General features: G+C 65.9%; 16 protein-coding genes and 2 pseudogenes. 10 read left to right on the forward strand and 8 right to left on the reverse strand.

Annotated features, from left to right (window positions below; all coding sequences use genetic code 11):
* Window positions 1-41: 41 nt before the first annotated feature.
* Complete coding sequence (locus OG534_RS29515; RefSeq protein ID WP_326592048.1) at window positions 42-914, reverse strand: 3-hydroxybutyryl-CoA dehydrogenase; 873 nt, start codon at window positions 912-914, stop codon at window positions 42-44.
* 159 nt (window positions 915-1,073) lie between these two features.
* On the opposite strand from OG534_RS29515, the gene OG534_RS29520 reads away from it, so the two are divergent.
* Complete coding sequence (locus OG534_RS29520) at window positions 1,074-2,315, forward strand: glycoside hydrolase family 10 protein (RefSeq protein ID WP_326592049.1); 1,242 nt, start codon at window positions 1,074-1,076, stop codon at window positions 2,313-2,315.
* A 1-nt stretch (window position 2,316) separates the two neighbouring features.
* Here OG534_RS29520 and OG534_RS29525 read toward each other — a convergent pair whose 3' ends face one another.
* A complete protein-coding gene (locus OG534_RS29525; protein WP_326592050.1) occupies window positions 2,317-2,514 on the reverse strand; it encodes a DUF1918 domain-containing protein in 198 nt (65 codons plus the stop codon).
* Between the two features lie 56 nt (window positions 2,515-2,570).
* Window positions 2,571-3,476 carry a DMT family transporter gene (locus tag OG534_RS29530; RefSeq protein ID WP_326592052.1) on the reverse strand — a complete coding sequence of 302 codons (906 nt, stop codon included), beginning with the start codon at window positions 3,474-3,476 and terminating at the stop codon, window positions 2,571-2,573.
* Here OG534_RS29530 and OG534_RS29535 point away from each other — a divergent pair.
* The 3 genes and pseudogenes from OG534_RS29535 (at window position 3,475) to OG534_RS29545 (ending at window position 6,425) form a co-directional block, all read left to right on the forward strand.
* Window positions 3,475-5,004 (forward strand): aminotransferase-like domain-containing protein, encoded by a 1,530-nt coding sequence (locus OG534_RS29535; protein WP_326592053.1) that lies wholly within the window; start codon window positions 3,475-3,477, stop codon window positions 5,002-5,004. The two genes, OG534_RS29530 and OG534_RS29535, sit on opposite strands and share 2 nt — an antisense overlap.
* A 31-nt stretch (window positions 5,005-5,035) precedes the next feature.
* Window positions 5,036-5,611 carry a histidine phosphatase family protein gene (locus OG534_RS29540; RefSeq protein ID WP_326592056.1) on the forward strand — a complete coding sequence of 192 codons (576 nt, stop codon included), beginning with the start codon at window positions 5,036-5,038 and terminating at the stop codon, window positions 5,609-5,611.
* Window positions 5,612-5,652: 41 nt separating this feature from the next.
* Window positions 5,653-6,425 (forward strand): annotated as a pseudogene (locus OG534_RS29545) (N-acetyltransferase).
* A 156-nt stretch (window positions 6,426-6,581) separates the two neighbouring features.
* Here OG534_RS29545 and OG534_RS29550 read toward each other — a convergent pair.
* Window positions 6,582-9,620, reverse strand: a complete 3,039-nt coding sequence (locus tag OG534_RS29550) for an NACHT domain-containing protein (protein WP_326592057.1) — start codon at window positions 9,618-9,620, stop codon at window positions 6,582-6,584.
* Between the two features lie 852 nt (window positions 9,621-10,472).
* Here OG534_RS29550 and OG534_RS29555 point away from each other — a divergent pair.
* From OG534_RS29555 to OG534_RS29565, 3 genes are all read left to right on the forward strand, one after another.
* Window positions 10,473-10,916: a hypothetical protein gene (locus tag OG534_RS29555; protein ID WP_326592059.1), complete on the forward strand. Its 444-nt coding sequence runs from the start codon at window positions 10,473-10,475 to the stop codon at window positions 10,914-10,916.
* A gap of 233 nt (window positions 10,917-11,149) precedes the next feature.
* Complete coding sequence (locus OG534_RS29560) at window positions 11,150-12,919, forward strand: AAA family ATPase (RefSeq protein WP_326592060.1); 1,770 nt, start codon at window positions 11,150-11,152, stop codon at window positions 12,917-12,919.
* A 434-nt stretch (window positions 12,920-13,353) separates the two neighbouring features.
* Window positions 13,354-14,499 carry an ISAs1 family transposase gene (locus OG534_RS29565; RefSeq protein ID WP_326592062.1) on the forward strand — a complete coding sequence of 382 codons (1,146 nt, stop codon included), beginning with the start codon at window positions 13,354-13,356 and terminating at the stop codon, window positions 14,497-14,499.
* Between the two features lie 252 nt (window positions 14,500-14,751).
* On the opposite strand, the gene OG534_RS29570 is transcribed toward OG534_RS29565, so the two are convergent.
* Genes OG534_RS29570 through OG534_RS29580 form a run of 3 tightly spaced genes read right to left on the reverse strand, consistent with a single transcriptional unit; the run spans window position 14,752 to window position 18,013 of the window.
* Complete coding sequence (locus OG534_RS29570; RefSeq protein WP_326592064.1) at window positions 14,752-15,084, reverse strand: hypothetical protein; 333 nt, start codon at window positions 15,082-15,084, stop codon at window positions 14,752-14,754.
* Window positions 15,085-15,090: 6 nt separating this feature from the next.
* The gene (locus tag OG534_RS29575; protein ID WP_326592066.1) at window positions 15,091-17,277 is read right to left on the reverse strand and encodes a CHAT domain-containing protein; all 2,187 of its coding nucleotides are present in this window, start codon (window positions 17,275-17,277) and stop codon (window positions 15,091-15,093) included.
* On the reverse strand, window positions 17,270-18,013 hold the full coding sequence (locus tag OG534_RS29580; protein ID WP_326592067.1) for a tetratricopeptide repeat protein: 744 nt from the start codon (window positions 18,011-18,013) through the stop codon (window positions 17,270-17,272). Before OG534_RS29580 ends, OG534_RS29575 begins: the two co-directional genes overlap by 8 nt.
* A 454-nt stretch (window positions 18,014-18,467) precedes the next feature.
* Between OG534_RS29580 and OG534_RS38740 the strand changes: the two are divergent.
* The 3 genes and pseudogenes from OG534_RS38740 to OG534_RS29590 form a co-directional block, all read left to right on the forward strand.
* Window positions 18,468-18,623 (forward strand): annotated as a pseudogene (locus OG534_RS38740) (hypothetical protein); the annotation flags it as partial.
* Window positions 18,624-18,654: 31 nt separating this feature from the next.
* Window positions 18,655-19,614, forward strand: a complete 960-nt coding sequence (locus OG534_RS29585) for an ISAs1 family transposase (RefSeq protein WP_326592068.1) — start codon at window positions 18,655-18,657, stop codon at window positions 19,612-19,614.
* A 191-nt stretch (window positions 19,615-19,805) separates the two neighbouring features.
* Complete coding sequence (locus OG534_RS29590) at window positions 19,806-21,074, forward strand: IS256 family transposase (protein WP_442807253.1); 1,269 nt, start codon at window positions 19,806-19,808, stop codon at window positions 21,072-21,074.
* A gap of 213 nt (window positions 21,075-21,287) precedes the next feature.
* On the opposite strand, the gene OG534_RS29595 is transcribed toward OG534_RS29590, so the two are convergent.
* A complete protein-coding gene (locus OG534_RS29595; RefSeq protein ID WP_326593936.1) occupies window positions 21,288-23,120 on the reverse strand; it encodes a TniQ family protein in 1,833 nt (610 codons plus the stop codon).
* Window positions 23,121-23,123: the final 3 nt, after the last annotated feature.

A 23,123-nucleotide genomic window follows, 5' to 3' on the forward strand; every position in this document is an offset into this window, starting at 1 on the left:
GGATCAACCGTAGGGATCAACGGCGCGGAACGTCCGTACGGTCAGCCGTACGGGTAGAAGCCCGCGCCCGTCTTGCGGCCCAGGCGGCCCGCGTCGACCATCCGCTGGAGCAGCGGGGGAGCGGCGTACAGCGGCTCCTTGTACTCGGCGTACATCGAGTCGGCGATCGAGGCGATGGTGTCCAGACCGATCAGGTCGGACAGCTTCAGCGGGCCCATCGGGTGGGCGCAGCCGAGCTCCATGCCGTTGTCGATGTCCTCGCGGCTCGCGATGCCCGACTCGAACATCCGGATCGCGGAGAGCAGGTAGGGCACGAGGAGGGCGTTGACGACGAAGCCGGAGCGGTCCTGGGCGCGGACCGCGTGCTTGCCCAGCACGTCCCGCACCAGGGCCTCCGCGCGCTTGACGGTCTCCTCACCCGTGGTCAGCGCCGGGATCAGCTCGACGAGCTTCTGCACCGGGGCCGGGTTGAAGAAGTGGATGCCGATGACCTGGTCGGGCCGCGAGGTCGCGACGGCCAGCTTGACCAGCGGGATCGAGGAGGTGTTGGAGGCCAGGATGGCGTCCGGGCGGGTGATCACCTGGTCGAGGACCTGGAAGATCTCCGTCTTGACCTGCTCGTTCTCGACGACCGCCTCGATGACGAGGTCGCGGTCGGCGAACTCGCCGAGGTCGGTGGTGAAGCTGAGCCGGGCCAGGGTGGCGTCCCGCTCCTCCTCGCTGATCTTGCCGCGTTCGGCGGCCTTGGTCAGGGAGTTGTGAAGCCGGGTACGGCCGATCTCCAGGGCTTCGCCGGTGGTCTCGGCGACCTTGACCTCAAGGCCACTGCGGGCGCACACCTCGGCGATACCCGCGCCCATCTGGCCACAGCCCACTACGCCGACTCGTGTGATGTCGGAAGGGAGGTCAGTCACTTCGTGCCTTTCGCAGCTCTCCGTCGGCGGGTCCCCCGTACGATTCCGGCGCCCGCCACGCCCCCCGACGTTACTCCCGACCTTGCGCGGGGCGGCGGGCCGGGGCGGGCATGCTGGGCGGACATCATCCGATGTCACTCAGCGAAACGGAGTCGTCACATGGCGTACATCGGTCGACGGGCACTGCTGGCCGGAGCCGCGGGGGTGATCGCCGCCGCCACGGCCGGGCCGGGCGCCGCCGCGGTGCCGCGTGGGTCCGCAGGGATCCCGGCCCGGGCCACCACCGCCGAGTTCCGGGGGATGTGGATCGCCTCCGTGGTGAACGTGGACTGGCCCTCCAAGAGCGGGCTGTCCGCCGCGAAGCAGCGCGCGGAGCTGCTGAAGTTGCTCGACACGGCGGTCGCGCGCCGGCTCAACGCGGTGGTCCTCCAGGTCCGGCCGGCCGCCGACGCGTTCTGGCCCTCCGAGCTGGAGCCGTGGTCGCAGTGGCTGACCGGGGAGCAGGGGGTCGATCCCGGCTGGGACCCGCTGGGCACGGCCGTCGCCGAGGCGCACGCCCGCGGGCTGGAGCTGCACGCCTGGTTCAATCCGTACCGCGTGGCCAACCACACCGACATCGACCGGCTGGTGCCCGAGCATCCGGCGCGGAACCCGGGCTGGACGGTCGAGTACGGCGGCAGGCTCTACTACAACCCCGGTGTGCCCGGGGTGCGGCGCTTCGTCCAGGAGGCCATGCTCGACGCCGTCGCCCGCTACCCGGTGGACGCGGTGCACTGGGACGACTACTTCTACCCGTACCCCGTCGACGGGGAGTACTTCGACGACGACGACGCCTACGAGCAGTACGGGGGATCCTTCGCCTCCCGCGCCGCCTGGCGCCGCGACAACATCGACACCCTGGTCCGCGAGATGTCCGAGCGGCTGCGGACCGTCCGGCCGGCGGCCCGGTTCGGCATCAGCCCGTTCGGGATCTGGCGCAACGCCGACCGGGACCCGCTCGGCTCGCCGACGCAGGGCCTCGGGACGTACGACGACCTGTACGCGGACAGCCGCAAGTGGGTCAAGGAGGGCTGGATCGACTACGTCGTGCCGCAGGCGTACTGGCACATCGGCCACCCGACCGCCGACTACTCCGCCCTCGTCCCCTGGTGGTCGCGGACCGTCGCGGGCACGGACGTGGACCTGTACGTCGGGGAGGCGCTGTACCGCTGCGACGAGGACAGCCCCACGGCGGCCTGGCGCGACCCGGGCGAGCTGTCGAAGCACCTGCGCTTCGCCCGCGGATATCCCGAGGTCCGCGGCCACGTGTACTTCTCGGCGAAGCACGTGGCCGCGGACCCCAACGGAGCCATGGCCCGGGTGGTCGCCGACCACTACGGCTCGGCGGTCCCTCCGCGCTGATTCAGTGGTCGGCCTCCGACGGGTGGCGGACCGTGCAGTCGGGTCCGGGCGCCATCAAAGCCTCGTGTCCGTCCTGGAACCGGACCCGGTACGGGGGGGTTCCGTTTTCGCCCAGGACCTGGGTGATCTCGCCCACCTTGTCGTGCTGTCCGACGATCCTGCCGTGCTGCACCAGCTGGTCGCCCTCGGTCGCGCGCATAGTGACCTCCTCGGTGGCGGTCCGATCCGGTGCTAGCAGTTTAGGTCGTTCCGGGGCTATTTGACCCGTTGAGTCACCGCAATGCAGACCAGCACCGCGCAGGCGGCGGCCGGTGCCGCGGGCGAGAGGTGCTCGCCGAGCAGCGCCACCGACCAGACGAGGGTCAGCAGCGGCTGGGCGAGCTGGAGCTGGCTGGCCCGCGGTGCGCCGATCTCGGCCATGCCCCGGTACCAGACGTACAGGCCGAGGAAGGTGGATCCGGCCGCCGCCCAGATCAGGCCGGCCAGCCCGTGGCCGGTGAGGTGCACCGGCTCGTACGCGAGCCCGAGCGCCGAGCCGGCCAGGCTGAGCGGCAGGCACAGGACCAGCGCCCAGCCGACGACCTGCCAGCCGGGCAGCAGCCGGGCCAGGCGCCCGCCCTCGGTGTAGCCCGCGGCGCACACCAGCAGCGCGGCGAACAGGTAGGCGTCCCCCGCCGAGAGGGAGCCGCCGCTCTGCGCCAGCGTGAAGCCGAGCACGACGACGGCCCCGGCGACCGCCGCGACCCAGAAGGCGCGCGGGGGCCGGGCTCCGGTGCGCAGCGCGGACAGCGCGGCGGTGGTCAGCGGCAGCAGACCGACCACGACGGCCGCGTGCGAGGTCGTGGAGGTCGTCAGCGCGAGCGTGGTGAGCAGCGGGAAGCCGACGACCACCCCGGCGGCGACGACGGCCAGGCCCGCCCAGTGCTCGCGGGCGGGCAGCGGGACCCGCCGGGCCAGCAGGAAGGCGCCCGCGATGACGGCGGCGAGGACGCTGCGCAGGGCGACGAGGGACCACGGGCCGAAGCTCTCCAGTCCCCAGGCGGTGGCGGGGAAGGTCAGCGAGAAGGCGAGGACGCCGAGCGAGGCGAGGGCCGTGCCCCGGCCCCCCGGGCTCTTGACCGCTATCGCCTTCGGGAGAGTAGCGCTATTCTGTGCTGTCATGTATGAGCGTAGCAGTGTGGCGGAACTGGCGGATTCCCTGCGGTCCGAGCTCAACCGCTACTTGGTAGGTGGAAAGCTCCCGTCGAGCAGGGCCCTGGTCGAGCGCTACCGGGTCAGCCCCGTCACCGTCTCCCGGGCCCTGGCCCAGCTCGCCGCCGAGGGCCTGGTCGTCACCCGGCCCGGCTCTGGGGTCTTCCGCGCCTCCCCGCGTACGGCGCCCCCCGCGCCCGGGGACACCTCCTGGCAGGAGGTCGCCCTCAGCGCGGAGGCCCCCGGGGAGATCGTGCCGCGCTCGGTGGACGCCTCCGGGGTGATGGCCTGTCTTGCCGCGCCGCCGCCCGGGGTGATCGGCCTCAACAGCGGTTACCTGCACGCCTCCATCCAGCCCGAGCGGGCCATGGCCGCCGCGCTCGCCCGGGCCGGGCGGCGCCCCGGGGCCTGGGACCGCCCGCCCATGGAGGGGCTGCCCGAGCTACGCGACTGGTTCGCCCGCGAGATCGGCGGGGCCGTCTCGGCCGCCGACGTGCTGGTCACCGCAGGCGGACAGAGCGCGCTGACCACCGCCCTGCGGGCACTGGCCCCGCCCGGGGCGCCGATCCTGGTGGAGTCCCCGACCTACCCCGGCCTGCTGGCCATCGCCCGCGCCTCCGGATGCCGGCCGGTCCCCGTCCCGGTGGACGGCGCAGGGGTCCGGCCGGAGCTGCTGGCCGCCGCCTTCGAGGCGACCGGGGCGCGGGTGTTCGTGTGCCAGCCGCTGTTCCAGAACCCGACCGGCTCGATCCTGGCCCCCGCGCGGCGGGCCGAGGTGCTGCGCATCGCGCGGGCCGCCGGGGCGTTCGTGGTGGAGGACGACTACGCCCGCGCCCTGGCCCACGACGACTCCGGCCCGCTGCCCGCGACGCTGGCCGCCGAGGACCACGACGGGGTGGTCGTACACGTCCGCTCCCTGACCAAGGCCACCTCGCCCAGCCTGCGCGTGGGCGCGCTCGCCGCCCGGGGCCCGGTGGTGGACCGGCTGCGCGCCATCCAGGTCGTGGACAGCTTCTTCGTGCCCCGGCCGCTCCAGGAAGCCGCACTCGAACTGGTCGGCGCGCCCGCCTGGCCGCGCCACCTGCGCACCGTCGCCGCCGAGCTGCGCCACCGGCGGGACGTGCTCGCGGGGGCCCTGCGCCGGGAGCTGCCCGGGCTGACCCTGCCCCATCTGCCCTCCGGCGGATACCAGTTGTGGGCGAGGATGGCCGGGGGCGGCGACGACACCGCCTTCGCGGCGGCGGCCCTGCGCGCCGGGGTGGCAGTGGCGCCCGGCCGTCCGTACTTCTGCGCGGAGCCGCCGGGTCCGCACGTCCGGCTGAGCTTCGCCGGGGTGTCGGGGCCAGGGGAACTGGTGGAGGCGGTCCAGCGGCTGCGCGGGGGCCTGGGGGACGCCCTACCGGGTGGCCCGACGGGGGGTTCGGCAGGCGGTCCGCAGGATGGTCTGCCGGGCGGCGCGGCCGGCGGCCCGGCCGGTGCCCTCGGTCCGGACGCTTGACCGCTCGCTGCTTGCGGCCCACCATCACCGCATGCATGTTCGGGTTTCGCTCGTCGCCGCAGCCCGCAGTTCCTCGCTGCTCGCCGAGCGCTTCGACGACGACCGCCCGCTGGACGGAGCCGGCTGGCGGTCGGTGGAGTCCGCCGCGCGCGACCTGGTCCCCCTGGGCTCGGCCGAGCTGCGCTACTGCTCGCCGACCCCGCGCAGCCGGGCCACGGGCGAGGCCCTCGGGTACGCGCCCCTGGCCCAGCCCGCGCTGCGCGAGTGCGACATGGGCCGCTGGCGGGGACTGACCCTGGCCGAGGTGACCGCACGGGAGCCCGGGGCGGTGGACCTGTGGCTCAGCGATCCGCGCGCCGCCCCGCACGGCGGCGAGTCCCTGCTCGCCTTCATCTCCCGGATCGGCGGCTGGCTCGACACCCGGCCCGCCGACGACGGGGGCGAGATCGTGGCGGTGGCGGAGCCCTCGGTGGTCCGGGCGGCCCTGGTCTACGCGCTGCAGGCGCCCCCGCTCACCTACTGGAACGTGGACGTCCGGCCGCTGTCCACGATCACGCTGACGGGCTGGTCCGGACGCTGGCACCTCTGCCTGCAGCCCCCGGTGTAAACCCGGTTGAGGCCCCGGGGGGCCGCTCATAGCCTGCGGGGATGACCGGAACGCACATCACCACCCTCGCGGAGCGGCCCGAACTGGCCGACCGGCTCTGGGACATGAAGGACTCGTGGCCGCAGTTCGCCCAGCACGACGCGCTGGCCTGGCTGCTGTATCCGCGGATGGTGGCCGAGCTGCCGGAGTACGTCCTGATCGCCACCGACGGCGACGCGGTGGTCGCCCGGGGGTTCAGCGTGCCCTTCGCGCTGCACGCGGCGGGCCGCGACGGGGTGCTCCCCGCGCAGGGCTGGGACCGGATCCTCATGTGGGCCTTCTCCGACCTGCGCCGCGGGGTGCGGCCCGACACCGTGAGCGCGATCGAGATCTCCGTGGCCACCGGCCGGCAGGGCGAGGGCATGTCCGGGCTGATGCTCGCCGCGATGCGGGAGAACGCCCGTGCCCGCGGCTTCGCCGAGGTGGTGGCCCCGGTCCGGCCCAGCGCCAAGTCCGCCGAGCCGGACACCCCGATCGACGAGTACGCGTACCGGACCCGCGGGGACGGCCTCCCGTACGACCCGTGGCTGCGCGTCCACGTCCGCGCGGGCGGGACCGTCGACTCGGTGGCCCCCTGTCGATGACGATCACCGGCTCGCTCGCCCAGTGGCGCGAGTGGACCGGGCTGCCCTTCGACGCCGCCGGTCCCGTGCGCGTGCCGGGCGCCCTGGCCCCGGTCCGGTGCGAACCCGGGCAGGGGTACGCCGTCTACGTGGAGCCGAACGTGTGGGTGCGCCACCGTCTCGCCGGCGGGACCGGACCGGAGCGCCCGTAGGCACCCGCGGGCGACGTGACCGGCGGAATCACCGCCGGGGCGGGGTCTTTCCTGTTAGACATCTTCCCGGGGGCGCCACGCGCCTTGGATCCTTCGGTGAAGTGTGACTGAGCGCTTCAGTTGGCGAGTCTCGACAGATGAGGTGCTCAGTCGCCGTCAGGTCGTTTCGGAGACTTGCTGTTCGTAGGCTGTCGCCAGCTGTGTCTGCACCCTGGCGTGCCGGAACTGGTACACCGCGCCTTCTTGCCGAAGAACTCCGCGACGATGGGCCTCGTTCAGGAAGGTCATCAGGCGCCAGGGCAGTCTTCCGGTGCCGCACAGCCAGAGGCGCGCAGTGAGGAACCAGCCCCAGGCGCTCAGGGCGATGGCGAGGGTTCCGACCAGAGGCCAGATGAGCGTCGAGAGGCTGGCACGCGCCTCAGTCGCCAGTTGTGGGAGAGCCAGGAATAGCAGAATGATGGCGAGGACACCGAATAGGAACACGATGAGGCCTTGGGCGATCGCTGTCGTTCGGTCCGTGTGCAGACTCGCTCGCGGGCTCAGTGCGCGGACGACGTCCACCGGTGAGAACAGCCATCTGTGCAGTGCGGCAACGATGCCGCTGATCAGACCGATGGTCAGTCCGCCTGCGAGGCTGAAGGTCACGGCGTTACTGAACAGCTCCGCCGGGCCTAGGCTATAGAGCCATTGAGTTGTCTGATGGGGCAGTCGCCTGTCGAAGCCCCGATTCGTTACGTCGGTGCCGTCGGGAAATACGGCCACCAAGAAAAGGTGCCCGAAGCGGCGGTCTCGTTCGACGTGAAGCTCGATGAGGCCCCGGAAGGTGGTGCACCGCCCCCTTCTTGCGCACGCATCCGTCGTCCCCGGCGTACCCGCCCAGGCGGATACGCCGTCGAGGCGGACCACCTCAACGTCATGTGAGGCTCGCACGAACCGCTCGCCGCGCGGTGACCGGCACTGGCTCCAGCCATTCGGGGTGCCCGCGCAGCGGATACCCGGACGCAAAGTAGACATGTCGGAGCCTTCGGGAAACGCTTGGTGGATACCAGCCCGGATGGCTTGCGCGGTCCCGGCCGCCAGACCGAGAGGAGCACCGAGACAGAATCCGGCAATCAACCCAGCCGCCAGAGCTCGGCCTACCGCCTGGCCCAGCTGCTGCCACCTTCTGGTTCTCCCGACGGGCCTAGGGCGGGCCGCCTCCGTGCTCCTGACACCTGGATTGACTTTCGCTCCGCGGACAGCTGCCAGTGCATAAAGCAGCGTCATGACCGACACGCAAACGCCGAGCATGAGCGTTTCGAAACTGTGCCAACGCAGGTAGGAGCCGACAGTGGTCAGTACAGCGACCACGGTGAGAATGAGGGCTGTCCTGGACTGGCGCCGGCCGCTGAAGGACGCAGTGGAAGGTACCGGCTCGCCGACGATGCCGATCACAGCCAGGACCACGGCGGTGGCCAGGCCTCCGGTCATGGCCAGCCAGAAGACTGGATACGGCGGCCCTTTCGGCTCGAAATAGAAGGGGCCCCCCTCGTAGACCTGGCCGATGAGGCTTCCTTTGGTGCCGGCGATGACACCGAGGACGGCGGCCGTTCCGGCAACCGCGAAGAACCCTTGTAGGGCGCGGCCCCGTTGGACCAGCGTCAAACCTGGACTATGCGACAGGACTACGTATCCGATGCAGACGCCGACCAGCAAGGCAGTGGCTACCAAGGGCGCCGCCAATCCCTCCGTCGGAGCGACGACGAGGATGATCGTGATAGCGACGGTTCCCAGAAGTAGGATCGGCCCGAGGTGGCGCAGCGGCCACGGCAACGCCAGTCGCAGTCGCCACCAGGCAAGATCACGGGCTTGACGACGTTCCAGGTGTGCGGCGAGGAATCCGAGCCACCGACCAACCCGGCCAGCGTCAGGAGAATCGCTGAAGGCCGCCGGGACGAATCCCTCAAGTAGGTGCTGTTCGAGGTCGGCACGGTCGGTGAAGCGCGGATCGAGTAGCTCCGCGGGGTTGGCCTTGCCATCGCTGTAGACGACACGCGTCATCGCCACCATGAGCGGGGTCTGGAAGACCTGGCGCACCGTGTGGCAGACGGCAGCGTCTGGATCATCTCGTAGGTGGGCGAGGACCGGGTCCCAGCGCGTGGTCCGTTCTCCCGAGGCCCCTCGCACCGGTCGCGCAGTGCGTACGAGGTAAGTGCTCACGTCGTCGAAGGAGGGGGGCCTCAGTTCCACCACCGCAGCCGATGTGAAGGCATCCCCACTCTCGACTTGCTCGGCATAGTCCTGCGTTCGACAGGTCAACAGGACGGGTGTCGTGGTGTCCAGCTCAGCGTTCAGCCTGCTCACTGCACGGATACGCAGGGGTGGGGGAATCTCGTCCAGACCGTCCAGTACTAGCAGCACCCGGTCGTTGGCCAAGAGCTCTTGTACTCGCGCGATCCCTTTGGTAGCCAGCGAGGTCGCCGCCCAGGTCCGGAGGCTCTCACGATCCGGCCGCCAGCTGGAGAGCGAGAGGATCACCGGGACGGGGTCACCGGGTTGGCGCCGCCGTAGTTCGTCCAGAGTGAAGCGCACTGCCAGGACCGTCTTGCCGCTTCCCGGAGCACCAAGTACCACCATCCGCCTGGAAGGTACCCGGTTGAAGACCTCGGCGACGTTCTCCCATCGGTCGCCGGCATCAACCATGTCGTCCCAGTCGCCGCACGCGTCGGACAGCCAAGGCTCCGCCAAGGCCCAGGGCACGGGCAGCGGGTCAGGGTCCTGTAGCCGACGTAGCCGCCACTCCTCCTGCCATTCGTCCTTGACCGCGTCGGCTAGTCGCCCGGCGAGGCGGTCCAGCTGCTCGGGGGATGAAGCCTGGTGCTCGGCTTCGGCAACGTCATGGAGCAGGGTCCGCACCAGTTCGCCGGCGGCCACAAAGAATCCCAGCAGCGCGATCAGGATCTCGGGCTCGGTGAGACCCTTCCCGCTCAGCGCTGTGACGATGACGACGGCAGCGGTAACGATCAACGCCGACACCCAGATACCGAGCCGCATGTACCGCACGTCAATGCCCCCGTGACGACCGTCTTCCTGATAGATGAATACTTTCTGTAACCATTCCGGCACCGGAACACGCCGCGCCGGGCGGCGAGGTGCTTCTGGGCGGGCTGCCCTGGGCGGAGACAGCAGCTCCCTGAGGTCAATCAGGCCCGACATGCAGCAGGGTCTACAAATCAGTCCGAGCGAGTCCGGCCGCAGGGCCGCTGAGTTGCCAGTCTTGACCTGCCAGGGCCATGGGATGGCGCTCAATCCGCCAACTCAACCGCTCACTCGCCAACTGAAGCACTCAGTCACAGGAGGTGAGACTGAGCAGCCGATCTGGCGGACTTAGCACATGACCTGGCAGAGCGGCGTAGGCAGATTCTGCCGGTGTCCCGTCCTAATATGATCTGGCCCTGACTCTGGCTCCTGACGTGCGGCGACCAGCTCAGTTGAGACGTACGGATGCCGGGAATCTCAGGTGATGTGGTCCCGGGTGGGTGAATACCGGATGCTGTCTCAGCCGATCTGGTCCGGCTCGGCTGTTTCGAACTGAAACGAAGCCTGGGTCGTCAGCCACGACTGGTAGTCCCTGAAGATCCTGGTGAGGCCGTCAGACTGTTCTCGTGCGTCAAAAGACTCGCCGAGGAGTTGGGGGAGCGTGGTCACCGCTGCCGTGTGGGATTGCTGTGTGAGCGGGCGGACCCATCCTCCGGGGCGAGGTGGTGGACGAAGGTGGGCCAAGATGGACGTCCAACACGTACCCCAGGAACTGGGGCGGCCTCCCCGCGACCTCAGCAGACGACCGCCGCCCCAGGTCGGAGCAGCCTGGCGCTGGCCGTCGTTGGTCGTCTCTGGGCGCCCTGAGCCACCCTTCGACGGCCCGGCCGGCCACGAATCCAACGTGCCCCATCCCGCCCCCGTCGAGCAAGGTCTTGCGCGTGCGGCAGGACTCACCGAGTGCACTACTACTTGATTGGGCGATGTCGGGTAATCACCTGACAGCTGATGGTCGGGTCCGGTAGGTCTATGCAGGTGAACGCCTCCGACGAGACCCCTGACGTCAACGATCAGGCCAACCCCGAGAACGGCGAGCCCACCTTCTTCGCCGAGACCGCGAGTAACTGGTACAGGAAGCACAAGCCGAAGATCCTCGCCGTCGGCGTCGTGGGCCTGGCCGTCGTCGGCGTGGTCGCCAGTCTCGCCGAGAGACAGGACACCGAGGACATCGAGGATTCCGAGCCAGTCTCCGCCCCTGAAACCATGGACGAGCCTTGTCGGTCCCCCAGCGCCTATACCGTTGACGACTTCCTGCGGAAGCTCCCCGCCGGCCAGCGCGCTAGCGAGGCAAAGCAGGCGAAGTACAAGGAGGAGACAGGGGAAGACCTTCCTCCCGGTCATACCTTCGTCGATGGGTGGTCTTTCCCGGGCGACTCCCCGGAGGATGGGAATCTCGATCAACCCGCGGCCTGACTTCCTGGGCGGGTACCGTCGCCGCTGATCATTCCTGTGCAGTGCCGACGGATCCCCTGCAGGATAATCGGAAAGTCACTGACCTGCGGGCTTCTGTAGCTCTCTCGATCAAATCAGCGAGCCGGATCAATTGATGCACACAAGGTCGACTGAGCCGATTGACCTGGCTGCACCCCGTCAACGCCGCATAAGATGTCACTAATACCAGCGGGGAGGGCGCCATACCTGGATTAATGCCATCCCCGCCAAGAAGGGCGAGACTGTTGAATGAAGTGCGCCAGGGAAGCCGAAACACCCGCGTCAACGCAGTGGAACTTTTCGGCTTTCGGGGGGTTCCCACATCGCTAAGCGTCTCATTTGAAGGGGCTTCTGGGCTTCCATCATCCGTCTTGATTTTTGGAGAGAATGGTTCAGGAAAGTCGTCAATCGTCGACGCCATAGAATGGGCCTGCCAAGGCCGAATCGCCCGCAGTTCAAGCTTCCGCGGCAGTGCCCGACCCGCCCTAATCAATCTGGCTTACGCTGCGCGCGATTGCTCTGTACAGGTCAGGCTGTCAAATGGGTCGATTGTGCGGAGGACGGCATCCCTCGACCCAGAGGAAGCGCTGCAGGTCGGTGGGGATCCAACGCCTGAGGAATTCGGGCGCGTTCCAATGACGCTCAAGCGGGCCGACATTCTGCGATTCCTAGACACGCCTCCTGCGAAACGTGGGTCAATATTCATTGATCACCGATTCGACGGCGAGGCCGCATCGAAACAGATGGAGTTCACCCCAGACCAATTCGCAGTCATGGAAGAACGCAATGAAGTGAAGCGTCGAATGCGAGAGTCGGCAGCAAGGATCGCATCCGCACTCTCTATATCTCCGGCCCCACACGATGCGAACGAGATTGAGCGCATGATTGCCGTTGACGTCTACAAGGGCGTTAAACCAAGCAACCGATTCCACATCTCACTACCTCGCCCAATTCAAGAATCTATCGACGATATTGCAGCATGCCGGACGGAAATCAAGAGGCTCAACAAGGAAGCGCGCCGAATCCAAACTCCAGAAGATGGCCCGGGAGTTGAGCGCATTCGCGCCATGTATAACCTCCTGGGAGAGGTAGGTGGTTGGCTCACAAAATCCTTCCTTTCCGTCACTCAAGCGACTTACGTGAGCAGAGTTCAGCCAGTGTTCGGACGCATAAGCGCTGTCTCGCTTGAAATCGAGGTGGAGCTTTCCGCCGGGCAGACGGTGGCGCCTCAGCAAATCTTCAGTGAGGGATACCAGGACCTCATCGCTCTTCTCTATTTCTTGGCAGTTTCTCGCGCCGCCGGAGAACAGGGCCAGGCGAAGGTTTTGATTCTTGATGATGTGCTACAGAGTGTAGATTCCAGCATCCGTGTCGCCGTGATGGAAGTAATCGCCAGGGAGTTTAAAGAATGGCAGCTCATAATAACGGTCCATGACCGACTCTGGCGAACCCAAGTGAGAGACATATTTCAGCGAACAGGCAATCCGATCACGGAAGTAGAGATTAAGCGCTGGAGCTTCGGTGACGGGCCAAATGTGATTACGGTCGGCCGGGAAGCTGAGTCCGCACTTTGGGTAGCTCTTGACGGAAGCGATCCGTTTGCCGTCTGTGGATTGGCTGGCCGACTCCTAGAGCAGATGTGCGATCGAATGAGCTGGGCCATTCCTATCAGCGTAAAAAGAAAGCGTGGAGATGCCTACACGCTCGCTGACACATGGCCTGGCACGATGAAGGAACTGAAGCGGACCTCATGCGTCAGCCAAGTAACCTCGATTGATCGATGGATTCACCTCCGCAACACGGCAGGCGCGCACTACAATGAATGGGCCGAGGGGGTCAGCTGGACTGAAGCCGAGGCATTCGGGTACGCGGTGCTGGAACTCTATTCCAAGCTCCGCTGCATCAGGTGTGAACAGTGGGTGACCAAACTTGCCGCATATTCCTATAGTTGCAAATGTGGTAGCACCCATCTGGACCCGATATGAACGCTGACTGGCCAGCGAGTTTCCAACAAGATTTCATGAATCAGACCGAGCATACGCCGTCCAACCACGCCGCGTCCCACTGAGGAAGCGGAATCAGCAGAACGTCAGAACTGGAGAGTCTCACGCTGGCAGCGAGGTAGGTCTGCGGGCAGCCCGTCAGTTCCTCGCAGGAAACGATCTTCGGTGACTTCTGCCGGTCTCTCATGACAGTTCGTCTCAGACGATCTTGCGGACCAGATCGTCTGAGCCTTCGGGTATGACCCGGCGGAACGTTCGTGGAATGGTGCGGCGGCTACCTGACCCAGGGGCGTTTCAAAGTCCTGATGATCATGTGAGTCCGCAGGCCAGGCGGTCGGTCCGCCCGTCACGTGCGCAGCGAAGCTCCGGTTGAGCGGGGTGACCTTCCCAAGTCGCCCTGAACCGCCGGAGCTTCGATGTGTCGTCAGTCTGCCACCGTCTGTCTCGTCAAGTCGCCTGCTCTGGAGGGTGTTGCGGGGCTCTCGCTGGTGGAGCGGTTGCGGATGCTGCCCGATCCGCGCCGCCGGCGCGGGGTGCGTCACCCGTTCGTGGCGGTGCTGCTGGTTGCCGCCTCGGCGGTGATCGCCGGCGCTCGCTCGTATGCGGCGATCGGCCAGTGGTCCGCGAATGCTCCGCAGCACGCCCTGGCCCGGCTCGGCGCCCGCGTGACGGGCACGCTCGGGGTGCGCGTCGCCCCGAGCCCCGCCACGATCCGACGGGTCATCGCCCTGGTCTGCCCCGGCGGCCTGGCCGACCTGACCGGTGCCAGTCCCGGTGGCGCGGACTCGGTCGCCGTGGACGGCAAGGCCGCCCGCGGCTCCCGGCACGGCCAGACTCCCGCCGCCCACCTCCTGGCCGCGATGACCGGCGACGGCCAGACCATCACCCAGCTGCGGGTTCCGGACAAGACCAACGAAATCACCTGCTTCGCCGCCCTGCTCAAGCCCTACGACCTGAGCGGCGTCACCGTCACGGCCGATGCCCTGCACACCCAGCGCGACCAGGCGCGCTTCCTGGTGGAAGAGAAGAACGCGCACTACCTGTTGGTGGTCAAGGCCAACCAGCCCGGACTGCACCGCAGGCTCCGCTCGCTGCCGTGGAAGGACGTCACCGCACGCCGCTACGACCGCGAGGTGAGCCATGGCCGCAAGGAGACCCGTGTGACCAGGGCCCTCACCGTCATCGGCCTGGACTTCCCCCATGCCGTCCAGGCCGTGCGGGTCCTGCGTCACCGCACCGACCTCAAGAGCGGAAAGTGCAGCCGCCAGACCGTCTACGCGATCACGGACCTGACCTCACAGCAAGCCTCGCCCCAGCGGCTCGGCCACCTCGCCAGGTCACAGTGGACCATCGAGAAACGGCTCCACCTCGTCCGCGACACCGCCTTCGGCGAGGGCGCCTCGAAGATCCGCACCGGCCGCGGTCCCGAGAACATGGCAACCCTGCGCAACCTGGCGATCAACACGCTCCGGCAACACGGACACCGCAACATCGCCGCCGGCCTCCGCCACGTCTCCTACGACCCCTTCCACCGACCACTGGACCTGCTGAACATCCCCTGACCAGCCGGTCTACGTGAGCACCGCGACTTTGAAACGCCTCTGCCTTATCGGTGGCCAGCTCGAAGAAGCTCACTGTTGTTGTTATGGGTTGGACTGCTTGTGATCCGCAACCTCCGAAGGGCAACGACACGACACGCCACTACTTCCACGGAACCGCCCCTCTACGGCAAGAGCTTTTGACCGGCGCCTCACTAGAGGGTTTACAGAGGCTGCAAGATGGTCACCTGGAAGAACTCCTCCTGTGAGTAACCATCAGGAATTTTCGAATTCCAAGATCTTTTCTCTGACTCGGCCGTCTTCCATATAGGTGATCTCAATTCTCTTGATTCGTCCTTGCGGGTCCTTGCGTCCGAAGGCATCCTTGATTGCATCGGTGGCTAGGTTCGTTAGGACGCCGGCCGGGATGCTAGCGATGAGTCCTACAACAGTCGGCCAGGCTTCGAATGCCCGCTTCTCCTGAAATTGAACGCTCCTCACTTCTTCTGAAATATTGATCTTTTCTTCGGGGTGAGGGTTGGCCGTGCCGAAAATCTCAAAGCACAGCGCGTCAGGGTCGCGTGTTATCAGTTTCAGTTCGACGTCCATTTCTCCTCATTTCAGCTTGGAGAACTCATCGCCATAAAGGCGGACGCTTGGGTCCCCGACGACTAGCCAGGGGGACCACCACGCTGGATGCCACGGCAGTGCGGGAAAGCCCTCAATGAGATCCTTCACACTTTCTGGGACAGGGTAAATCTTCTGCATTGTCTGTTTAGCCCAAGCGACTGCACCACCAACCGTCATCGGCCCGTCTGGTGCAGGCCAAGGGCGGTGCGGCCGGGTGCCTGTGAGGGCGGAAAGGAGTATATCGGCGAAGAGTGGTCCTGCTGCGTCCACGGCGGGAGCGACGCTGGTTACCGCAGCACGCGCGCCGGTCACCACCATCAGCTGGCGGATAATGCCGAGGAACTCGTTGCTTTCTTCCTTGGAGAAGTCGCCGGCGAAGCACCCAGTGAGCAGGAGAATGTCTGCTCCGAAACTGCGGCCCGGGCGCTTGAGGAGATCGACAGGCGTCGTCCAGGTGCCATCCTGAGAGAGTAGAATGCCATGGCGCTCCGCGTGACAAGCAAGGTGAAGCAAGCCAACGTTGCAGCCGCTATTGAGAAATCTGTGGCACTCTTCGGTCGTCAAACTGATCGATCCGGAATCGCTTGCGAAGTAATCTTCTTTAATATTTGTAACTTCCAGGTCGGCGAAACGCAAGGGCTTCTGACGGTCCCCCCTGCAGGACACCCCCATGTAGGCCGCGTCTCTCTGGATGGGAGTATGCTCGTGGAATTCCCTGCGTAGGTGCCGCAGGACCCCAGCTGCTGGGACGATTGCAAGCGTATAGCGATCACCGAGCAGAGCATTAGAATCCGTTGGGCTTGGTGCAGGCAACTGATGCCATGGAATCCCGAGCAAGAGCGAGTCGGGGGATATGATTAGCGTACGAATATCGTCCGGGATACGCCCTATCAGCGCAACTGTGAGCGCTGAATCGATGTCTGAAAGCACTGCCCCCTCTAGCGCTTCAGTGGCAGCTTGTCGGGCAAATGTCGAAAATTCACCTTTGGCGACTTCCGAGGAATAGTGCGTGGGTGTCAGCAGTGTGCGTAGGGGAATGCCGCCATTCCAGCGGTAGGTGAGATAGGCTTCCCCAGCGTTCAAGAACCCCTGCAGAACTGACGGGGCGACAGGAGATGTGCTGACAAGCTCAGTCCGCTCAGGATTTTCGCGCGCCAGTTCCTCAATGCGCCCCTTGATCTTACGCTGCGCCTGTTTGAGTGACTCTTCGTGGCCCCTCAGTTCCTGCTCCGTCGCATTGATATCTTCCACTGGAAGCCCAGAGACCAAGAGCGCGCCGATGTTCCGCTCGAGTCTAGCCTTGTTGAGTTCCGCTTGCTCCTTCGTCTTTATGGCAGTCGACAGTTCCGTGTCGAGCGTTACAAGGCTATTCCATGCCTCATCTTGGAGATGCTGGTCTTGGAATGAACGCGCCTTGGGTGCCTCGATGAGCAGCCAGACAAGCTTGTCCCATAGGGGATGGTCGCTGACTTCGACCGCAACCCGGCACACCTTGCTGGTAAGCGGGCGCATGCCATTGGCGATGATGGTTCGGTCCCATTGTTCTCGGTCATGCGGCATTTGCAGTCCGGGCCGGGCGTCCTCATAGGCGTCCAACGCGCTAACTGCGGTTGGCATCCATTCGTCGGGGCTAGCAGATCTACTCTGTTCCACCGCAACTGTCATCAACGCCCCTGCAGCTTCCAGCGGGCGGTCTGCTCGCTGGAATGAATCCACTGCGCGCTGCAAACTGGGTAGGTTGCGGGGATCTGATGGGCTCCCAACTGCATCCTGACGCAGTGTCTGACCCGCAAGAGACTCAGCCAAGCCTTTGCCCCACCAGTCTCCAGCGATCTCAAAGCGTGCCGCTGCTGTATTGCATGTGGCGAAACACTTCTCGCGGTAATCGGGAAGGATCAGGCCCAACCAATTGTATTCGTATGCTGCATGATACCAAGCCCGGCCCGCCTGCCTGATATCTCCGACACTGTCGAACAGTTCGGCAGCGCGCTCGTATTCAGCAGCTCGTTTTTTCTGAACCTCGTGCATCTCTGCTCTTGTGGAAGCATTTCCAGGATCCATGCACTGGGCCCTTTGGTATCGGCACAGTGCCTCCAGATAGATCTCATGAGAGGCTGCGTACTGGTCCGCGAGATCCGAGAAGAGGTCCGCGCCCGCCTGGCTGCTAGGCACGGAGCGCCTCCCCCAGTCCTCGGACTGCCAGTTCTTTCATATGGGCAGCACCAGACAGATTCCTCGTGATATCAATGACCTGCTTGTACTGCTCGACAGCCTGCGCAGATTTATGCAACAACTGATAGCCATGGGCAGCGAACAATCGAAGTGCCGCCTCTTCGCTACCGATCCCAACATTGTGGGCGACGTCCGCGGCCTCCATTGCCGGGGCCACGGCCCCTCCTACGTCGCGAGCCGCCAACCGCGCCTGGGACCGATACTTGAGTGCCACGATTCGAAGTACCCGAAGCTGCGGGTCGACCACATCATCCGTGCACGACATGATTCGGTCGCTTAGATGAGTCTCATCCCAACGCTCAAGGTCGCCAAGCGCCTCCAGCTTAGCCGCCGAAGCTTCAAGCTCGCCGGGTACGGAATCAACCTCTTTGAAAAGTTTGATGGCTCTTTCGAACCATTCCAGGCTCTCCTCCTGGCGGTCTTGAATAGTGAGCGCGTGCGCGCAGCCGAGGAGTGCGTGAGCGGCCGGGGGACCGGCCCCGTTATCCTCAAAGAGTTTAGCTGCACGGCGAAGCTCAGCTAAAGCTTCCTTACCTTGCCCCATTTGGAACAAAATTCTTCCGAGCTCTGTCCGGGCGGCAGCTTCCTTGACCGGTTCACCAACCCCAGTCCATTTATCGGCTACAGCCTTGGTGACGGCCAACATCTGCTCGTCGTGGGGATCGCTCTTACCCACGTTGATCACCCCTCAGAGAGAAACGCCTTCTCGGAGAGAAACGCCTTATCGGGGGCCGGCGGTTCGCTCTAACCTTCCGTCTCCTTCCATCATGCTCCCCCTTGGTTCATCCGCAATCTTGGCGCGACGGCACCGGAGGCCGAGACTCGCGAGGGCCTGAGCAAGGCAACACACCTGTTGCTGCTACACGGGTCGCCTGGTCGCTCTGGCCAGCGGATGCGCCGCTCGAAGGCGAAACGATACCCGGTCAATGTGGCGAGATTTAGGGCTTTTAGCTGTATATACCTGCAACGCTCCTTGGCCGAGAGCCTCTAGGGCTGATTCAAAGTCGGGGTGATCATGTGGCGTCGCTGGTCACGGCGGGCTGGTGATGTCCTGGAGGGGCGTCACGTACGCAACGAAGCTCCGGTTTACGGGGTGACCTCGCAAGTCGCCCTGAACAACCGGAGCTTCGATGTGCCGCCAGTCTGCCACCGTCTGCCTGATCAAGTCGCCCTCACGTCAACACCGCGAGATCCCACAGGTGGTGGGCCGTCTGGAGACCCTTCCCGACCCGCGTGACCGGCGTGGCCGCCGCCACACCTTGACCTCGGTGCTACTGATGGCCGCCTGTGCGGTGCTGGCCGGCGCCCGCTCCTACCTTGCCATCGGCCAGTGGGCCCGCTCCGCAGGACACCCTCGCCCGCCTGGCGGTCCGCCGCACCGGTGCCCTGGGCCTGCGCACGGCTCCGAGTACCTCCACCATCCGCCGCGTGTTGCTGGCCGTGTGCCCCGGCGGTCTGGCCGACCTGCTCGGATATGCCCCGGCCGGGGTCGAGAGCCTGGCCCTGGACGGCAAGAGCGCGCGCGGTTCGCGCACCAGGGACACCCCGGCCGCACACTTACTGTCCGCGGTCACCGGGACCGGACGCACCGTCACCCAGCTGCGGGTCCCGGACAAGACCAACGAGATCACCGGCTTCGCCCGCCTGCTGGCTCCGTTCGACCTGGCCGGGGTGACGGTGACCGCCGACGCCCTGCACACTCAGCGTGAGCACGCCCGCTTCCTGGTCGAGGAGAAGCACGCACACTACGTGTTCGTGGTCAAAGCCAACCAGCCGGGCCTGTCCGCCGCGCTGCGGTCCCTGCCATGGACCAAGGTCACCGCGCGGCGATACGACCGCGAGCGCGGGCACGGCCGCCGCGAGACCCGCTCGACCCGGGTACTGACCGTCACCGGCCTCGGCCTGGACTTCCCCTACGCAGTGCAGGCCGCGAAGATCCTGCGGCACCGCACCGACCTGCGGACCGGCAAGGTCACCCGGCAGACGGTCTACGTGATCACCGACTTGACGGCCCGCCAGGCATCGCCGCAGCGGATCGGGCACTTGGCCAGGTGGCAATGGGTGATCGAGAACCAGGTCCACTTCGTCAGGGACACCGCATTCACCGAGGACGCCTCGAAGATCCGCACCGGACACGGACCGGAGAACATGGCCACCCTGCGGAACACAGCGATCAACACCCTCCGCGCGGCGGGGCACCTCAGCATTGCCGCCGGCCTGCGCGAGGTCTCCTACGCACCCTTCACCCACCCACTGGACCTACTCGGCGTGGCCTGACCTGCACCCCATCAAGATCACCCAGACATTGAATCAGCCCTGCTACCTGACCCCGGACACCGCCGTCGTCACCGTGGGCGGTTAGGGCGAGGACGAGGAGGAGCGGTTCCGCTACCACCTGGTCGACGGGGACTGTAAAAGAAACGGTGTAACTCCGATCATGGAGGATTGCACCTGTGACCAGCGAGAACATAGCCACGCCGTCTGAGGCGGAGGCCGCGTCGGCGGGCGTGGATGACCGGTTCCTGAACGAGCTCGTGGCCCGGGCTCAGGCCGAGGGCCTGCAGCTGACCGGTGAGGGCGGGCTGCTCCAGCAGCTGACGAAGCGGCTGCTGGAGTCCGCTCTCGAGGGCGAGATGACAGATCATCTCGGCTATGACCGGCACGATCCGGCCGGGAAGAACGGCGGCAACTCGAGGAACGGAAAACGCTCCAAGACAGTCGTCACGGACGTAGGGCCGGTCGAGATCGACGTGCCGCGGGACCGCGAGGGAGCGTTCGAGCCGCAGATCGTCAAGAAGCGTCAGCGCCGGCTGTCCGGCGTCGACGAGATGGTCCTGTCGCTCTCCGCGAAGGGCCTCACCCACGGCGAGATCTCCGCCCACCTGGCCGAGGTCTACGGAGCCGAGGTCTCCAAGCAGACCATCTCCACGATCACCGATTCGGTGATGGAGGGCATGGCCGAATGGCAGGCCCGCCCGCTCGACCGTGTCTATCCGGTCGTGTTCATCGACTGCATCAACGTGAAGATCCGCGACGGCCAGGTCGCCAACCGCCCCATCTATATGGCGTTGGCGGTCACGGCCGAAGGCCACCGCGACATCCTCGGCCTGTGGGCCGGCGGTGAGGGAGGCGAAGGCGCCAAGCACTGGCTCCGGGTCCTGACCGAGCTGAAGAACCGGGGCGTCGAGGACGTCCTCATGCTGGTCTGCGACGGGTTGAAGGGCCTGCCCGACGCGGTCGGCGAGGTCTGGCCCCAGACCGTCGTCCAGACCTGCGTCGTTCACCTGCTGCGAGCGTCGTTCCGCTATGCCGGCCGCCAGGACTGGGACAAGATCGCTAAAGCCCTCAAGCCTGTCTACACCGCTCCGACCGAAGACGCTGCCACCAGCCGGTTCCTCGAGTTCTGCGAGGAATGGGGCGGCAAATACCCGGCGATCGTGCGGTTGTGGGAGAACGCCTGGGCCGAATTCGTCCCGTTCCTGCAGTTCGACGCCGAGATCCGCCGGATCGTCTGCACCACGAACGCGATCGAGTCCGTCAACGCGAGGATCCGCCGGGCCGTCCGTGCCCGCGGCCACTTCCCCTCGGAGAACGCCGCTCTGAAGTGCGTCTACCTCGCGGTGATGTCACTGGACCCGACCGGCGCCGGCCGCAAACGCTGGACCACCCGCTGGAAGCGGGCCCTCCAAGCCTTCGACATCGCCTTCGACGGACGCCTCACCAACAACCGAATCTGAGCCTACAAACCAACCCAGTTACACCGAAAACTTTACAGACCCGGTCGACGTGAGCACGGGCACGCTCGGCGGCGAGATCGGCATCGAGGTCACCAACCCGTACGAACTGGAGCTTGGGTGACGGCTCCTGGCTTACCGACGGCCATTCGTCCGCTGGACCCGCGCTCCGCACCCGCCGGTTGAACGGGTACCTCCATGCCGTCACGGTTGGCCTCACCCTGCTGTCTCGGCTTCCCGAGCGGGAGTGGTACCTGAGTCGATGTCTGCGGTGAGCTGACGAGCGTAGTTGCTAAGCACTTTCCGCAGGTCAGCGTAGTGCCGGAGCGGGTCTGGGCGGGTGAGTTGGAACCAGGTTGTGCTCCGACGCTGCGCCCACCTCCGTCGCAGGTCTGGTGGTTGTCTAGCTGCGATGGTCCGGGGGGCGAAGAGATGCTCCCCCTGTGTCACCTGGGTCCAGACGAAGACTGAAGCCTCCTGGCGTTTACGGTCATCGAAGTCGGGTCGTATCGAGCCGGACAGCGGTGGCATCTCGTTGATCAGAGCGATCCAGGTTGTCCGGTCGAGTGCCCAGTTTCGAAGTGCTTTACGTCTGCGCTGATAGTCGACGAACCGGTGTGGACGCGCCCCCAGCTCCGAAGCGAGTTCCCGGAGTGCCGCATCGAGTTGGGTCGGATCGCATCCAGCTTGTGCCCAAAACCGGGGCTCGCTGGCGACTTTGAACTGGACCTGGCTGGGGTTAATGCCGAGGAATGATGCCGCGTCGCTCTGCGAGCCGCCCATGGACCACTGAACGAGTTGGACAGCAGCGACTCGACGAAGGAACTTCGGAGCATGGCCGGAGAAGCGGGCGAGGTGACGTTGATACCAGTCGTGCTCCAGGAACGCAGGGATGTGCTCGGGCTGGTAGTCGTCTCGAATTGGCGCTCGGGTGCCCTGGCTGCCGCCAACCTTGCGGAAGGCGCGCGTGACGGGCTGGGCGGCTTCCCGTAAACGCTCAGAACACTCGTGCTCGTGTCGAGTCAGGAGCCGGGACCACGGTGTGTGGCTAGGGCTGGTCTGGAAGGCAGCTCGGATGAACCGAGACAAGACCTCGGAGAGGTCCTCGGCTGCAAGGGCGTGGTCTGCGGCCTGTAGCACGGTGGCACAGGCAATTGGATCGCGCGGAAGTGCGTCGTGGGTCTGACGCTCGTGTGAGCCGTGTCGTCCGCGAACGTAGACATCGACCTTCTCCGCTGCGGTGGTGTCCACCAAGTATCGAGCGTGCGGCCAGGAAGCGCTGACTAAGGCAGCAACCACTCGCAGGTCGGTGAAGTACTCGGCTGCCTCTGCCGCGGGAGTCGATGAGGATAAACGGGTGAGGATGGCCTCCTGGAATCTGAGGAGGGCCACCGTAGGCTGCGACTGGCCGCCATGCGAGGCGGCGCCGTTCAGCCATCCGCCGCAGGCTTGGGTCCTTCGCTTTTTCGCAAGAGGTTCAGTGGATGTCCACCGGCACTGCGCGGGATGAAGGGTGTTGTCGTTGACGCGTGGGATTAGGAACTCGGCTCCGGTATCCGGCCAACCACAGTGTCGGCAGAACGGCTCCAGGAACTGCTCATGCCTGACGCAGGCGAAGATCACAGGCAGATGCCACGCCTTCCGCCAAGCCCCACCGTGAAGGCGCTGGGTAGCTGTTGCCTCGCCGGCCAGGCAGGAGGTGCAGAACCTCGGTGAGCTAAGGAACAGCCAGTGGTCTGCCAATGTGCGCTGGGACTGATTCGCGAGGGAACGTGCGATCGGCGGATAGCGATCGGACAAGGACGACAGCGTCAACTGAGTGACTTCTTCGGCGGACAGCCTTGCCAGATCGCCGAAGGCCTCGCGTTGCGACGGTGTGAGGTCCAGCAGCAGGTTGCGGGAGATGTGGTTGCGGTGAAAGCCGTTGGTCAAGCCGGCCATGCGGGCCAGGTGAAGAGGCGGAAGGCTGAGGCGGTGAGAGAGCCGCAGCAGATAGCTGACCAGCGACTCTCCCGAGATCGGGTCCAGGCTTCGGGGCAGTGGAGGCATCAC

This window comes from Streptomyces sp. NBC_01294, assembly GCF_035917235.1.
GTDB classification, from domain to species: Bacteria; Actinomycetota; Actinomycetes; order Streptomycetales; family Streptomycetaceae; genus Streptomyces; species Streptomyces caledonius.